This window comes from Scytonema sp. NUACC21, from assembly GCF_054684315.1.
Map to the genome: position 1 here is coordinate 13,028 of NZ_BAAFZH010000094.1, position 14,819 is coordinate 27,846.

11 protein-coding genes and 2 pseudogenes are annotated in these 14,819 nt (G+C 39.7%); 8 read left to right on the top strand and 5 right to left on the bottom strand.

Features of this window, described 5'->3' with window-relative positions:
• Window positions 1-394: 394 nt before the first annotated feature.
• Window positions 395-748 carry a cholesterol oxidase substrate-binding domain-containing protein gene (locus tag ACYRY3_RS26670; protein ID WP_460204779.1) on the bottom strand — a complete coding sequence of 118 codons (354 nt, stop codon included), beginning with the start codon at window positions 746-748 and terminating at the stop codon, window positions 395-397.
• Between the two features lie 47 nt (window positions 749-795).
• On the opposite strand from ACYRY3_RS26670, the pseudogene ACYRY3_RS26675 reads away from it, so the two are divergent.
• The 5 genes and pseudogenes from ACYRY3_RS26675 to ACYRY3_RS26695 form a co-directional block, all read left to right on the top strand.
• Window positions 796-1,713, top strand: a pseudogene (locus ACYRY3_RS26675) (cytochrome ubiquinol oxidase subunit I); the annotation flags it as partial.
• Window positions 1,701-1,925, top strand: a pseudogene (locus tag ACYRY3_RS26680) (cytochrome d ubiquinol oxidase subunit II); the annotation flags it as partial. The pseudogenes ACYRY3_RS26675 and ACYRY3_RS26680, both read left to right, overlap by 13 nt.
• A 487-nt stretch (window positions 1,926-2,412) precedes the next feature.
• Window positions 2,413-4,011, top strand: coding sequence for an ArnT family glycosyltransferase (locus ACYRY3_RS26685; RefSeq protein WP_460204648.1), 1,599 nt, complete (start codon window positions 2,413-2,415; stop codon window positions 4,009-4,011).
• Between the two features lie 141 nt (window positions 4,012-4,152).
• Complete coding sequence (locus tag ACYRY3_RS26690) at window positions 4,153-4,707, top strand: hypothetical protein (RefSeq protein WP_460204649.1); 555 nt, start codon at window positions 4,153-4,155, stop codon at window positions 4,705-4,707.
• A gap of 654 nt (window positions 4,708-5,361) precedes the next feature.
• Entirely contained in the window at window positions 5,362-5,832 is a 471-nt protein-coding gene (locus ACYRY3_RS26695) for a DUF4079 domain-containing protein (RefSeq protein ID WP_460204650.1), read from the top strand.
• Between the two features lie 61 nt (window positions 5,833-5,893).
• Here the strand turns inward: ACYRY3_RS26695 and ACYRY3_RS26700 are convergent, their stop codons facing one another.
• Window positions 5,894-6,577 (bottom strand): DUF1997 domain-containing protein, encoded by a 684-nt coding sequence (locus ACYRY3_RS26700; protein ID WP_460204651.1) that lies wholly within the window; start codon window positions 6,575-6,577, stop codon window positions 5,894-5,896.
• Window positions 6,578-6,784: 207 nt separating this feature from the next.
• On the opposite strand from ACYRY3_RS26700, the gene ACYRY3_RS26705 reads away from it, so the two are divergent.
• Both ACYRY3_RS26705 and ACYRY3_RS26710 read left to right on the top strand, forming a co-directional pair.
• Window positions 6,785-7,444 carry an NAD(P)H-binding protein gene (locus tag ACYRY3_RS26705; RefSeq protein ID WP_460204652.1) on the top strand — a complete coding sequence of 220 codons (660 nt, stop codon included), beginning with the start codon at window positions 6,785-6,787 and terminating at the stop codon, window positions 7,442-7,444.
• 123 nt (window positions 7,445-7,567) lie between these two features.
• A complete protein-coding gene (locus tag ACYRY3_RS26710; protein ID WP_460204780.1) occupies window positions 7,568-8,230 on the top strand; it encodes a glycoside hydrolase family 24 protein in 663 nt (220 codons plus the stop codon).
• Window positions 8,231-8,433: 203 nt separating this feature from the next.
• On the opposite strand, the gene ACYRY3_RS26715 is transcribed toward ACYRY3_RS26710, so the two are convergent.
• On the bottom strand, window positions 8,434-8,883 hold the full coding sequence (locus ACYRY3_RS26715; protein WP_460204653.1) for a tetratricopeptide repeat protein: 450 nt from the start codon (window positions 8,881-8,883) through the stop codon (window positions 8,434-8,436).
• Window positions 8,884-9,378: 495 nt separating this feature from the next.
• Between ACYRY3_RS26715 and ACYRY3_RS26720 the strand changes: the two genes are divergently transcribed.
• The gene (locus tag ACYRY3_RS26720; RefSeq protein ID WP_460204654.1) at window positions 9,379-12,039 is read left to right on the top strand and encodes an NACHT domain-containing protein; all 2,661 of its coding nucleotides are present in this window, start codon (window positions 9,379-9,381) and stop codon (window positions 12,037-12,039) included.
• Window positions 12,040-12,299: 260 nt separating this feature from the next.
• Here the strand turns inward: ACYRY3_RS26720 and menH are convergent, their stop codons facing one another.
• Window positions 12,300-13,133, bottom strand: coding sequence for a 2-succinyl-6-hydroxy-2,4-cyclohexadiene-1-carboxylate synthase (gene menH / locus ACYRY3_RS26725; RefSeq protein ID WP_460204781.1), 834 nt, complete (start codon window positions 13,131-13,133; stop codon window positions 12,300-12,302).
• A gap of 336 nt (window positions 13,134-13,469) precedes the next feature.
• Window positions 13,470-14,747 (bottom strand): ABC transporter substrate-binding protein, encoded by a 1,278-nt coding sequence (locus ACYRY3_RS26730; RefSeq protein WP_460204655.1) that lies wholly within the window; start codon window positions 14,745-14,747, stop codon window positions 13,470-13,472.
• Between the last annotated feature and the right edge of the window lie 72 nt (window positions 14,748-14,819).

The window sequence follows — 14,819 nt, forward strand, 5'->3', positions numbered from 1 at the left end:
TAGGGATCGCTAAGGGAAGAATAAAGTATCAAGGTTTTTAAATGAATAAGTAATTCTACTTAATTTTTAGCCTTCATACTTTACTCTTAATTTTTCAGATAGTTTCCTTAAAACAATATTAATTTTTCTGGCGGCTATTTTTCATCTATCTCAGGAAAAATCAATTTTCTTTACTTATTTCGTCAATCCCGCTTTCTTATGTTCGTAAGTATTGGGTACAATAACGCACCATCTTGATATCGTCTATTGGGGTGCTTTGGGCTAGGCAACACACCCCACATCTTACGTTTGTTTTAAATTGGACTACTTAATTACTTGTGCTGATTAATTATGCATTCGCTAATTCAGTCAATCTGAGAATGGATAATTATAGGGTGTATATACTTGACGAGATTCACTGGGCTTTTGTAGTGCAATCTGCCACCTTGAGCCACGGGTTGTCGGTGAAAGGATACCAAATCGTTTCGACCCGTCCATAATTGTTGAGGAAATACTCAAAACTTGTGTTTGATGTAGGGGATGGAGCACAAAAAAGGTCAGACGCACTTATATCCATGCGACTTATACAACGCAAGTTATAGTTATCGATCGCTTCCAATACCACCTCGACCAAGAGTGCTCGCCCCAAATGGGTAACAAAGGCTTTCGCATCTGCTTCACTGCGGGAAAAAGTACGCAGTGTGTAGCCATCAGTTTTAGAGTCAGGGTCAGTGACTACAGCAGTAAATTCGAGGATACGGTTGCTCATGGAACCGTAGCCTGAAGGAAAATTCTCAGCAGGGGTTGGTATAGCCGTACCATGCCCGCTTCTGGTCAAAGCTTTATGTTCTCAACTTTGGTATCGGTGTGGCAACTGGTATTCCAATGGAGTTTCAGTTTGGGACAAACTGGGCACCATTTTCTGAGGCGGTAGGCAATTTTTTTGGCAGTGTTATCGGGTTTGAAGCGTCTTGGGCGTTCATGCTGGAAGCTGCTTTTTTGGGCATCATGGTGTTTGGCTGGGAAAGAGTTAATCCTACAATTCACTTTTTCTCCACTATTATGGTTGCCATCGGCGCAAACCTCTCAACTTTTTGGACTCTATCAGCAAATTCCTGGATGGCATCTCCCGCAGGAGGGAGAATGGTCAATGGCAAGTTTGTGGTTGACGATTACTTTCAAGCGATGTTTAGTCCATCCATGCCAACGAGTGTTCTTCATATGTTCTTGGGTACATTGGAGACCTGATTGTTTGTCATTGGTGGCATTAGCGCTTGGTACATTCTCAATAATCGCCAACCAGCTTTCTTTTCTAAATCTTTGAAGATTGTTATAGCAGCAGCAATCGCGATCGCTCCACTGCAAATCTATGTTGGGCATTTGAGTGCCGAACAAGTGTATTATTACCAGCCGTCCAAACTAGCAGCAATGGAAGCTCAGTGGGACACACTTCCAGCCGGACAGCCTGCAAATTGGAGCCTTGTGGCAATACCCAACAAGAAGACAGAAAAAAATGATTGGGAAATTGCAGTTCCCAATGCACTAGGCTACATTTTAGAACTCAAGAAAAATCTGTCTGAACCGGTTCGTGGCTTGAAAGAATGGAAACCCGAAGATAGACCCCACTTAGTAGGTTTAATCTACTACTCCTTCCGCATTATGGTTGCCATTGGGTTTTTTATGGCGTTCGTGATGTTGTGGAGCATCTTGCAGTGGATAACTGGAAGATTCTCCTTTTTTTACTTACCTTTGTCGGGTTGGCACTAGTCGTCTTTCCTTATATTATCCCAACTGAGATTACTATCTATGAAGCAGCAGCAGACCCAAGTGCGCTTGTCTTCATGGTTATCTTTATTGGTGCTCTTATCCCCGTAATGTTGTTCTACAACATCTATCAGTATGTTGTTTTCCTCCGTAAGGTCACTGGCGGTCATTACGAAGGATGAAAATTAACACTGTTCTATCATGAGGACATTAATGAGTCAGAATTGACAACTTTCAGTAGATCGAAAAGTTTTCCAAAATCCTTACCAAATTGAATTTTAGTACAAATGCACAAAGCACCTCAAAAATCAGATGAATGGTATGAACTACGCGCTCTTACTTTGTCAAAGAGCGCATTTCTGTAAGAGTGCTTTTACCTGGTTGAGCTTTCCTAAGAAATTGAACTGTGGGAAGGATTGTATCTGGTTGATGAGTGGCGATCGCTAAATACCAATCGCAACACTACTGAGAGTTGGTCTGACAAAATTCTTCCCACAGACAGATTTTATTATAGGTCATATATCCAACATAGTATAAAAAGTTTGTTCGTACCCAATCTTATTAACTGAGCAAAATTGCCATTTATTTCTGCCAACCTACTTGTACGCTTTTGTGTAATTTGACCGTCTATTGCAAGCTAAAGATTCATATATCTCTTACTTACCGGACATGAAAATACAACAAGTTGAGCAAACGAGGAAGACACAGCAAGTTAAACAAAGGGATTGGTTAGTTTTATTGTTCTTCACTGCTCTAGTATTTTTTCTCAGGTTTCCTTCCTTCTTTGAATTTGGTGTCAGCAATAATGGTGATGAAGGTCTTTATTTCTTGATGGCAAGAGACCTGATAAATGGAAAGCCTCCTTATACTGAAACTTGGGACAATAAGCCTATAGGAATATACCTGTTTTATGCTTTAGGTCTCATTTTATTCGGGAATTCAGTTGTTTCAATCGCGATCGTTGCGTGTATTGCAGTCTCTATATCTTGTTGGCTACTATATAAGTTAGGCAGTATTTTTGGTCAAGGTAATGATATCGGACTTTTAGCAGGGATATTTTATGCTGTTTTTTCTGTTGGGACTGATGAACTAGCAGCTAACACAGAGCTATTTTTTATTCCTTTTACTTTATTTTCATTTCATCAACTTTTTCTTCTTAAGAATTCTGAAAGAGCAATTCGTCAAAATTTTTTAAGACTGTTGGCAATTGGTTTATCAATGGGTATTGCTCTGACCATTAAACAGGTCATTATATTTGAATTTATAGGAATACTGATATTAACATTTATAATTTTGCGGTTTTCAGAACCTAATAGCTATAAATATACTTTAAAAAAAATATTTCAAGGTTATATTATTCTACTGCTTGGGTTTATTATTCCCTTTGTCTTAGTTTCAGGATATTTCTGGTTTTCCGGTTACTTTCAAGAATATATCTACGCCAATTTTACTGCAAATTTATTGCGAATCTCTGATGCAAAATTGACGATTGTAAGCCTTGGATCGGGTTTATTAATGCAAATCAAGAGAAACTTGTTCTTGGGATTGGGGCTATTCTTAACAATATTGTACTATCAGAGAAATCGTTCAAGGGAAACTAAACTTTTACTGTATATGTTTTTATGGGTATTTATGGCATTTTTAGGTGTTGCTTCCCCAAAAAGCTTTTACAGCCATTACTTTTTGCAACTTTTACCTCCTTTATGTTTATTGACTGCTTATTTAATTAAAAATACGGTATTAACGGCCAATGTAATAAATAAGATTAATAAATTTATAATTCTGTCATTAATTTTAGGATTTCCAATATTTCATAGTTTGTATCCTACAATGAAACTAGGTGGGAAATATATTTACTTCCGCTATGTGAGAGGAGTAGAAAATTGGGGCAACACTCCAGCTTCTATTGCCAAGTACTTAGAACAGCGAGTTAGCTCAAAAGATTATATTTATGTTTTTGATTATTATGCTGTTGTATATTGTTTGGTTCCAGCAAAAGTTCCAACAAAATATGCTTTTCCACTTTTTCTAACTTCGTATCTCTCAAATATCGCTGGTATTAATCCCCTGGAAGAATTAGACAATATTATGGCAAAAAAACCAGTTTATGTCATAAAAACTAAACAGCAAGTACAGGGATGGGATTTATCTATGAAGTTGGATAATTATTTAAAAGACTATTATTTAGAAAAAACTTTTGTAGATATGGAAAGAGAAATTCCAGAAGTTCAAAGTCAAGAAATAGAACTTTACAAATTAAAGCGTTAAATTTTTTGCAAACTACTTAGGGACTTCCAAAAAATAAAATAATCAACAATAAAAATAACGAGCGGTAGAGGTCCCTATTTCATCTGATTTTTTAGGTAGAAAAGATACTTAAATATTGCTATGAACCTATAAAAAATAGTTATGACAAAATTTGCAGTTTACCTACATCCACATACTTGTTACACATCTAAACCAAGTCATACTATTTCTTGGATAGGTTATTCATTCCCATACTACAGCCAAGTCAGACTTGAATTAGCCCAACAATTAACTAATTATCCAATACTACCAATACGAAAAGCTCATTTAACTGATTATCTGCAAGTTCATAGAGATATTTATCTGAAACATCTAGTTTTTAAAGCTTTAAGTCAACCTGATAAAATTGATAATTCATTGCCAAGAAGTGGTGGTGAATGTGAAGGATTAGAATATTGTCTACCTAGTTATTTGTACAGCTTGGGAGGATTACTCGAAGCAATAGATCGCATGAAAAAGGGAGTATTAGAGCGTGCTTACTGTTTTAGTCTACCAGGACATCATGCTCATACAGATTGGGGGCATGGATATTGTTTACTCAATCCTTTAGCAGCAGCAGCTAAATATGCTCAAATACAAGGGTTTCAAAAAATATTAATTGTTGATTGGGATATTCAGTTAAACAATTTTTTAGGTATCTACAACAAAGTTTTTTAAACAGTGATTTCAGGTATTTTAGCCTCAAAAGCGTCCAAATTAAACGTTGATTTAAATCAAACACATATGTTCATTTTTGGTGGTTTAATCTGAACTAATACCGTGATATTGGTTCCACCATGCAAATGTACGCGATAACTACCAATGTTTCGGTAATACGTGAAACTCAGGTTCTGTGCGACAAACAACATCAACATACCGTATTCTTACTCATACTCACTTTTTGCGATCGCTCTTTGTACATCTTCTTTACATTTCTTTAGAGACAGTTTCTAAGGGGAGGGCTAGGGAGGGGTAAAAATTCTGTTATTTAAATTACATAAAAAAACAGAGGTAGAATTCTCTACCTCGTCCATTAGAGGATAAATTAATTGCTTACAGCTTTCTCACAATTATTTCCAACTAACCAGCCTTAGTATCTGCTGCTGTTGGGTTTGTGAACGATAAAGCTGAGAACTTGGCACTCATTGGTCATTAGTCATTGGTCATTAGTCATTAGTCATTAGTTAGGAGTCACTCGTCAAGACTTTTATTATTCACTTACCCCCTGGTCTTTTTATCCCCTTGCCTCTCAATCTCCCTATTTCCCCATCTCCCCATTAGCTGTGGCATTATGCTAATTTTTATTAAGATTTAACAATTGGGGAGAACGTGATGAATCTGGAGCTTTCGCCGTCGGTTAAGTATTGGTTAAATTTTTTCCACCCAATCATGATGTGGGCGCTACTGCTCCTATCTCTTTACGCAGCATATTTGGGACTGCAAGTACAGCGTACCAGAAATGCTGAGGGTGAACAAAAGAAAGAATTAATCAAAGGTAGATACAATGTCAAACACCACCAAATTGGGTCTATACTGCTAGCTTTTATGGTGGCAGGTTCTGTTGGTGGTATGGCTGTTACTTACATCAATAACGGTAAGCTGTTTGTGGGACCGCACCTACTAGCGGGGCTGGGTATGACAATTCTCATTGCCTTGTCTGCTTCCCTATCTCCTTTTATGCAAAAAGGAGCAAATTGGGCGCGTGCAACTCACATTCTCCTAAATTTTGCACTTTTAGGTCTTTTTACTTGGCAAGCTATCACCGGGGTACAGATTGTCCAAAGAATTATCAGTCAAGCTTAGTTATTAGTTATTAGTCATTAGTCAAGAGTCAATTTTTGACTTTTGACTTTTGACTCTTGACTTACCGCTTTTTCTTAGGATTGATGTCAAAGGGAATGCCTAAAGATTTGTGAAAATCTTCCTGAACCTTTCGAGTTAAACGACGGGAAACTTGACGGACAATTTGGTTAAGGAGGCGATCGCCTGTAGATTGAATAATGGATTTAGGTAGTCGCTGAATAAACTTGGGAAAGTAAATGTGGACGGTCAAATGCAATTCCCATTCTACCCGCGTGATTATATTAGAACTATTGGAAGAATCACTGGTAAAGCTTTCGACTAACTGTAGCGAAGACTTATAGTCTACTTCGTAACCGGGAGCTTGATAGTTAGGAATAGGAATAGTGTGGATGCGGTAAACGCCGTTCTCTGGCGGTAATAATTGCAAACCGATTTTTGGTTCTACGTCGTAACCAAAAGCACCAAAACGACCAATGCTTAAAGCATAGGCATCTTTACCCAGAAGTTCTACCTTCATGGGTTCACCACACTGCGAAAACCATGAGGCGTGATTGTCTAGATATTCAGCAACTATTTGAGACGGAGCATGCATTTCCATACAGTCGCTGTAACAACCGTAAAACGTGCTTGGTGTCCCTACGGTTATTTCGTGTGCTGTTTCCGGAACCTCTTCTAAGGTTGACGGTACGGAAAAAACGGCTTCAGTTGTGTCAAACGACTGATATTCCGGGTTTTTTGAAATCATATAACCATTCTTTATAAGCGGAAAAAGTTGCCTAAATTTATACTTCCCAAATTGGGTGAACTGTTTCGCACTAAATCACCATTTTTACCTAAATCATAAAAATCTGCCATGAAGAATCTCTAAAATAGAGAACAGAATTAATTTAACTAAGAATCTCCGCGCATTTACGATGGAGAGTGTCAAGAAGTACTAGTTTCTCAAATTACCATGAAAGCATTTGTAGCAGGGGCAACAGGTGAAACAGGTCGCCGGATAGTGCAAGAGTTGATAGCGCGGAATATTCCCGTGCGTGCTTTAGTCAGGGATATTGAGATAGCAAGGAGTATTTTGCCGACGGATGCTGAGTTGGTGCAAGGTGATGTGTCAAACCCAGAAAGCTTGTCTACCGCTTTAGGAGATAGCACTGTGCTTTTATGCGCCACTGGTGCCCGACCAAGCTTCGATCCCACCGGACCTTACAAAGTGGATTATGAAGGAACTAAAAATTTGGTAGAAGCAGCAAAAGCAAAGGGAATTGAACATTTTGTTTTCGTTTCTTCGCTGTGTACTTCACAGTTTTTCCACCCACTGAACTTGTTCTGGCTCATTCTGGTTTGGAAAAAGCAAGCTGAGGAGTACCTCCAGAAAAGCGGGTTGACCTATACGATTGTCCGACCGGGCGGTTTGAAGAATGAAGATAACTCTGACAAAATTGTCATGCAAAGCGCTGATACCTTGTTTGAAGGTAGCATCCCCCGGCAGAAGGTCGCCCAAGTTTGTGTTGAAGCCCTTTTTGAGCCAGCAGCAAAAAATAAAATTGTGGAAATTGTTGCCAAGGAAGAGGCGATCGCAAAAAGTTTTGATGAATTATTTGCTAACGTTGCCTAATTTTGGTAAAAACGTGCTAGAACACTTTTCTACAAGTTGACAGAACTTTGTGCTGAAAGACTGCGTCGGATATTGTTGTTATATTTTGAATGACAATAGCAGGCAATTTGAAGGAGTGGGACTCTGAAAAGCTTAGAACAACGGAAAGGTGGCGTTGAACAACTCATAGGACCAATAGCTGCTCTTCTTGGCTTTATATGTTTGATACAGTGGTATGTCTTTGGGGACTTGCGATCGCGACCCGATCCGATATTTAACCAAAGACAGCCTCCACTCGTTATGCGAGGGGGCGATCCTTACCTTCGTGCCCTCATGCGAACCATCTCAGCCAGTGAAGCCAGTGGCAACCGCCCCTATTCCCTTTTGTACGGTGGACAGCATGTCAATAACCTAAGTCGCCATCCTGAGATATGCGTCACAATTGTAAGTGGTCCAAACAAAGGAAACTGTTCTACAGCTGCAGGTCGATATCAGGTTATTAATACAACTTGGTATAGAATTGCATCTCGCTATCACCCAAACCCTACGCGGTTTATGTTTTGGTCTTCTTATAGTTTTGAAGCAGAGTATCAGGATATCGTAGTTCACCGTTGGCTGAGCGATTCTCGGGTATGGGGTGTTGACATATCTCAACAACTGCGTCAAGGAAATGTCAAAGACGTTTTGCGTCGTCTATCTCCTACTTGGACGAGTTTGGGATATGGTATTGAAACTAATTCTGTCAGCCGATATTTACCTCAGATTTATCAGAAAATGTTGCAAGAGGAATTAAAAGGTGCTGGTTAGCAGGGTTTCTGTCGATTAATAGTTATATTTTGTTGAGAAATATTTGGATTTACCCCCCTTAATCCCCCCTTATAAAGGATTTACCCCCCTTAATCCCCCCTTATAAAGGATTTACCCCCCTTAATCCCCCCTTATAAAGGGGGGAAATAAGAAGTCGAATTCCCTCCCCTTTATAAGGGGAGGGCTAGGGAGGGGTAATGATGCTAAAACCTTTTAAAACGACCAATTGTTTTCTTTGACTCGTGCAACAGCTTTTTCCGATACTGTCTGGCAAGTTCGTCATTGGGATTAAGCAAGAGAGCTTTCTCAAAAGAGGCAATGGCTTCTTCTTGACGGTTTAAAAAATTTAAAGTCACTCCTCGCTCCCTCCAAGCATTCGCGTTGCTAGAATCGATTTCGATAACTCGCTCAAAATGCGTGAGTGCTTCATCATATCTCTCTAATTTAAGTAAATTTTTTCCTTGCTCGTAAAAGGTTTTAACGTCAATAGAGTGAGATGCAAAACAAACTTCTGACTGTAACCCAATAGAACAACGAATTTCTGGACTAACCACACCAATAATACTTGCCAAAACTGTAATAGCCAAGCCAGCTACAGCAATGCGATCGGATAGAGTCCAACTAAGTTGTTGAGAATTTTGATTTCTAGTCATAGAATTTAATTAAAAAATTAATGGACAAATCGCTGGTCAAAACCAGACTATTTCATATTAGGAATTGCCAAATCGAGATAAAATTGCCTACAAATAGAAATAAATAGAAGTCAAAATTGGATGTATCTAGAGAGCAAAGACTGAAACACTATGTGAGTCCGGCGTATAAAGTTTTGTAACAAGCAATAGCCCATTAATCCCATAAAATTTTGGAACTCAGAAGCACTCAGATGAGCGATCGCCCTGAGAAAACGTAGGGTGGGCACTGCCCACCGTTAGCTCATCTCACAGAATTTTGGAACTCAGAAGCACTCAGATGAGCGATCGCCCCCAGAAAACGTAGGGTGGGCACTGCCCACCGTTAGCTCATCCCACAGAATTTTGGAACTCAGAAGCACTCAGATGAGCCATCGCCCTGAAAATTTGCTAAATCGAGATAAGATTGCCTACAAATAGAAATAAATAGAAGTAACAATCGGATACAACCAGTAAAGCGTGAATTCTTCAGCCAGTAACGAACCACAGCACCAATTTTTAGAAGCAATGGCAACACAGTACGGCTTCTTTGGTGATAAGGGGTCTGCGTTTCTCAAGCGCTTTGACCCGGAAAACTTCAGCAAAGACAATAAGCGCCTAGCAACAGATATTTCCTGGAATGGAGATCCTCAAGATAAAGCGCAAAAACTCCAAGATGAGTTGAAGAACATCTGTAAGGATTTAGAAAAGAATGGTTGTTCATTTGCCAAAGCGACACGGGGGAAACAACCTAAAGGTCAAAGTCCTTGGGAACAAGCTTTCCGATGGTTGTGGGACATCAAATTCCCTGAGTGGCAGCAAGAGCAGAATTCGGGAAATCTGACTGGTATTGAATATTACCTCGAAAGGGAAATTCGACCGAAGCCAGATGAAAATATTTTTGATGAAACAGAGATTACATTTCGAGACTTGTACGTGCCCTTGAAGGTCAATTTACTTGATGAAAGCGGTAATCTAATTAAGGAGCAAGACTCTATCGAGCTTGAAGAATGGGTTAAAAATATTCTTGATGACAAGCAGAAAGAGAAAAAAGTTTTGTTTATTCAAGGAGATGCGGGGCGAGGAAAGAGCGTCTTTTGTCGAATGTTTGCAGATTGGTTTCGGAGTAATCTGCACCCAAAATTGACCCCAATTATAATTAAATTAAGGTATATTAAAGTATTGGAAAACAATCTAACTAAAACGTTAGAAAATTATTTAGAAGCTTGTGAATTTGTTCGGGGTAATCCAAGCTGGTTGAGCGATAAAAATACTCGGTTTTTATTTTTCTTAGACGGATTTGATGAACTGTTACTAGAAGGACGTGCTAGTGGTGGAATTAAGGAATTTTTGCAGCAGGTAGAGCAATTCCAACAGAGCAGTCATCATCGTTTTTTGGTCACTGGTCGTCCTTTAGCACTGCAAGGAATTGACCGTTTGATCGCCCAAACCAAAAGTTTGACAAGAGCCGAAATTCAGTTAATGGATTATTCGATTCGACAAACATGGTTAAAAAAATGGGCAGCTAAAGTGGGAGAAGAAGAAGCTAACAACTTTCAGCAGTTTTTAGAATCTTGCCCACCAGATGTTAAAGACAACCTAGCAAGAGAGCCGTTACTTCTCTATCTACTAGCACGAATGCATAAAGAGAAGTATCTCAATGTGCAGATGTTTGCTGAAGCTGAGGGGATTAAAGCAAAAATTCGTATCTACGATAAATCGGTTAGTTGGGTACTTGAAAAGCAGCGCGAAAACGAAAATAAACGTTTAACTGGACTTGATGAACACTATTTGCGACAAGCTTTGGGTGAAGCAGCTTTGTGCGTTGTACAGTCAGGGAATGAATCTGCTCCAGTTACAATGCTACAATCACGACTTGAGGACAATAACAATCCAATTGCTGAATTGATTCAGAAGGCAAGACGTGCAACCTCTATTGAAGATGAGGAGAGGTTTTTTAATAATCTATTGACTTCTTTCTATATCAAACCTGCTTCTGGAGATAAAGACGGTTCTATAGAGTTTGCTCATAAGAGTTTTGGCGAGTTTTTATTTGCAGAGCGGTTAAAAGAAAGTATTCTGGATTGGACTGATATTAGGAAAACTAGGCATCAGCGTGAAGAATATTTGATTTCAAAAAATGAAATGAATAAGCAGATTTACGATCTGCTAGGTTACGGTAATTTAACGCCTGAGATTGTGGACTATCTGATGGCATTATTGACTGAAGATAAAATATTTCAGCCAATAAAGTTGTTTGAACGGTTGGAGGAATTTTACTTTTCTTGGTGTGAAGGAGAATTTATTGATGCAGCGCCCAGCGAAAACTTGCCTCAGTTAAAGATGCAAATGCTAAAGACTCAATTACCAGACCGAGAACCTCAACTGGGGCTGCGACAAGTAGATATGTACGTGGGTCTAAATGTGTTGATTTTACTTCTAAAGTTGCATTGCTATGCAAAAGATGAAGAGAATTTGAGAGAGAGAATTCTTTTCCATCCCTGCGGAAAAGAAGATTCTTTTGATAAAGAACGACTACTTCTTGTGATTGGCTATAGTTACTGTATTAGTACCACTGCTTTCATTGAGATAACACGCTTTTTCCTCAATCGTGCCAACCTGAGCGATGCCAACCTGAGCGATACCGACCTAAGCGATGCCAACCTGAGCGGTGCAAAAATTGGTAAGAATCCACAAATTGATAAAAAATGGCATTTAGTTTGGAGAATTGTTAATCATAGAGCTAGCGATGCCGACCTGAGATACGCCGACCTGAGCGGTGTCAACCTGAGCTATGTTGACCTGAGTGATGCCGACCTGAGTGATGCCGACCTAAGCTATGCTGACCTAAGGGATGCCGACCTGAGTTATGCCAACCTAAGCAGTGCCAGTCTGATTAATGCCGACTTGATTAATGCCGATCTAAGGCGTGCTGACCTAAGCGGTGCCTACCTGATTAATGCCGACTTGAGCAATTCCAACTTGAGCAATGCCAACCTGAGGGGTGCCAATCTGAGTGGTGCTATTGTTAAGAATGCCTTGTTTGGAAGGGTTGAAGGTCTTACAGAGGATATGAAGTATAACTTAGAGCAACGAGGTGCAATTTTTGACGATCGCCCTCCAGTTCACACTTCACACTAAGAGCCACATCCAAAAGATTTACACTCCAGGCAGTTGAGTTTGTTTCAAACGGAAATGTTAAGCGAAGTCCTCACCTAAAAAACTCCGATTCTGCTCGAAGATTATCTAATTAAATAACCGCCAAGACGCCAAGGACACCAAGAAAAAGAAAAAATAAGATTACTAATCTTACACCGGAAAGGGAGTATCTATGTTGGGCGGTGGGTAAGCAAATTAGTATAAAGAAACATATTGTCGTTGTTGCATCTATTGAAGAATCGCTATATTTCTTCTTGCTCTTCGTCATTAATCAAGAATTGTTTGATACTTTTAACAAAAGGCAAAGTATTTTCAAAATGTATATTATGTCCTGCGTTGTTAATGACTTCTAATTGACATAATTTACAAACCTTAGCCATTTCCTTATTGATATTTATAAATTTTTCATCATACTCCCCAGCTAGTAAAAGTAAAGGATTTGTATTTTCTTTTAGTTTTTCCCACAATGATGGTTGGCATCCCGTTCCCATCAAACGCAGTGATTTCACTAATTCAATTGGATTATTTTGTAAGCGGCTTTCTATCAAAAGTCGAAATTGAGGATGATTTTTAATTGAGCCGAAGATTGCTTGCTTGTACCAGTTGGATAAGAAGGTTTCAAAATCATCTCTAGCAACACTTCTTTCTAGTTTTCTGGCAATTTGCTCGTCACGTTTCACTCTTTCTACTTGTTCTGCTTCTGTTGCTAAACCCGGAGAAGCGGATTCTAAAACGACTTTTGGAAAATAATGTGGAAAATGTAAGGTGAGATATAAAGCTAGTCTTCCACCCATTGAATAACCAACCAAAAAGCATTGGGAAATTTTTAGCTCATCTAGTAAATGAATTATAGCCTGAGCAGTGTTTGCCATTGTATAGCACTCAGGGCTACCCAGAACTTGCGTTTTTCCATGTCCGGGAAGGTCAATTATTAGACAAGAAAATTCATTGGATAGTAATGCGATCGCTTCATCGAATTCATGACTATTGCCCATGAATCCATGCAAAAAAAGAATCAGTGGTTTGTTTGATGAATTAGTGAAGGAGTAGTGAAATTGATAATTTTCAAGATTCATAAGTGGAGGATTTATCTCGTCTGTTGGGTGGGTATTGCTCACAAATTTGAATATTGGAGCAATTTCGATGAAATGTTGGGTTTCGTGCCTCAAGCCAACCTACGTTATTGCTCCTCTTTATTAATGAAACAAAACAATTCGATGAAATGTTGGGTTTCGTTCCTCAACCCAACCTACGAAATAATAAGGCGGTGGGCAGTGCCCACCCTACTTTGTTTTCTCTTCGTGCTCTTCGCGTCTATGTCCTTACGGACACGCTTCGCGAACGCGGTTTGACAAAAAATAGGAGGGCGATCGCGAAGCGGGCAGACGTTGGAGGCATACAACCGTTCGCCCCTACGAGTCCATTGCAATCGCTTGTACTAATTGATTTGCCTGTTCCTGTGCCCGTTGCATTGCTTGCTGGAGGGGTTGTTGACCTAGCAAAGCGCTGACAAATTGGTTGTCGAAGTTATTCATAATGGGTGCTGGATATTTTCCTATTTGCCAAGGCATACCGTAGTTTACTCCTGCTAGGAGTGGAGAGCGCAGGCGGTCTTGGTCGTATCCCAATTTTTGAGCAATGGATTTGCGTGAGGGTAGGGCAAAACCGGTTTTTGTCCATTTTGCCATGCCTTCTTTGCCTGTTAGATAGGAAATTAATTCCCATGCTTCGGCTTTGTGCTGCGATCGCTGGTTCATTACGTAAGCGACGGTAAAAACCATTGTACTTTTTTTATTATTGATGCTAGGTATTTCTGCGGTGGCAAACTCTAAGTTGGGAAAGGTTTCTGTCAGGTAGGGAATTGTCCAACTCCCTTCAATCACCATTGCCACTTGACCTTGACCGAACATTTCACTCCCTGAGTTTGTCCCAACGTCGGATTTTTGTGCTGAGGAACGGTCTTTTCGATATTGGTCTACTGCCAGCTGCAATCCTTGTAGGCTGGGCTGACTGGCATATGCTGCATAGCCGTTTTGGTCTACAACTTGCCCGCCAAAAGCTTTCATTTTGTATGCTTGACGTGCTAATTCAGGGATTTCACCGAAGCCATATTGGTCAGTTCTGCTATCGTGGTTACGGTCTACAGTTAGCTTTTGAGAATAGGTACGGAGTTCATCCCAAGTCGTTGGGGGGTTACTCAATCCTGCGGCAGCAAAAGCTTTTTTGTTATAAAACAGTGCAAGTGTTGAATAGTCCTTAGGAAGACCGTATATATGATTTTCATATTTAAAGCTTTTTAGTAGCGTTTCTTCAAAGTCACTTAAGTCAAATTCGGGAGTAACGTATGCATCAAGGGGTTCTAAAACATTCTGGCTCATGAGGAAAGGAGCTTCAAACGCATCTAAGTAGAACACATCGGGGGCTGCTTCGCCAACGAGACGCGTTTTTATGACATCCATGTATTGGTCGTTGATGACTTCATGCTTCACTTTTATGCCGGGATGCTGCACCTCAAATTCACGCAATACTTCTTTCAAAAGTTTTTGCTCTGTGGGGCTGGCTATCCAACCGCCGAGTTTGATGGTTACCTCATGAGGTGTTGTGGAGGCGGTTGGCAGGTGTTGACACCCGATCGCAGTGAGGGCGATCGCAATGAATAGTGCCAAAAATTTTCCCAGATTTGTTCTCATCTGTGTGTTAGATGAAAAATGCTTTTACTTAATATATTGCCGTTATTACCAAGGGCTAATCTTTTCTTTTTT

Excerpts from the sequence above, each read along its gene's own strand:
- ACYRY3_RS26670 (WP_460204779.1), bottom strand. The coding sequence starts at position 748 with ATGAGCAACCGTATCCTCGAATTTACTGCTGTAGTCACTGACCCTGAC.
- ACYRY3_RS26685 (WP_460204648.1), top strand. The coding sequence starts at position 2,413 with ATGAAAATACAACAAGTTGAGCAAACGAGGAAGACACAGCAAGTTAAA.
- ACYRY3_RS26690 (WP_460204649.1), top strand. The coding sequence starts at position 4,153 with ATGACAAAATTTGCAGTTTACCTACATCCACATACTTGTTACACATCT.
- ACYRY3_RS26695 (WP_460204650.1), top strand. The coding sequence starts at position 5,362 with ATGAATCTGGAGCTTTCGCCGTCGGTTAAGTATTGGTTAAATTTTTTC.
- ACYRY3_RS26700 (WP_460204651.1), bottom strand. The coding sequence starts at position 6,577 with ATGATTTCAAAAAACCCGGAATATCAGTCGTTTGACACAACTGAAGCC.
- ACYRY3_RS26705 (WP_460204652.1), top strand. The coding sequence starts at position 6,785 with ATGAAAGCATTTGTAGCAGGGGCAACAGGTGAAACAGGTCGCCGGATA.
- ACYRY3_RS26715 (WP_460204653.1), bottom strand. The coding sequence starts at position 8,883 with ATGACTAGAAATCAAAATTCTCAACAACTTAGTTGGACTCTATCCGAT.
- menH (WP_460204781.1), bottom strand. The coding sequence starts at position 13,133 with ATGAATCTTGAAAATTATCAATTTCACTACTCCTTCACTAATTCATCA.
- ACYRY3_RS26730 (WP_460204655.1), bottom strand. The coding sequence starts at position 14,747 with ATGAGAACAAATCTGGGAAAATTTTTGGCACTATTCATTGCGATCGCC.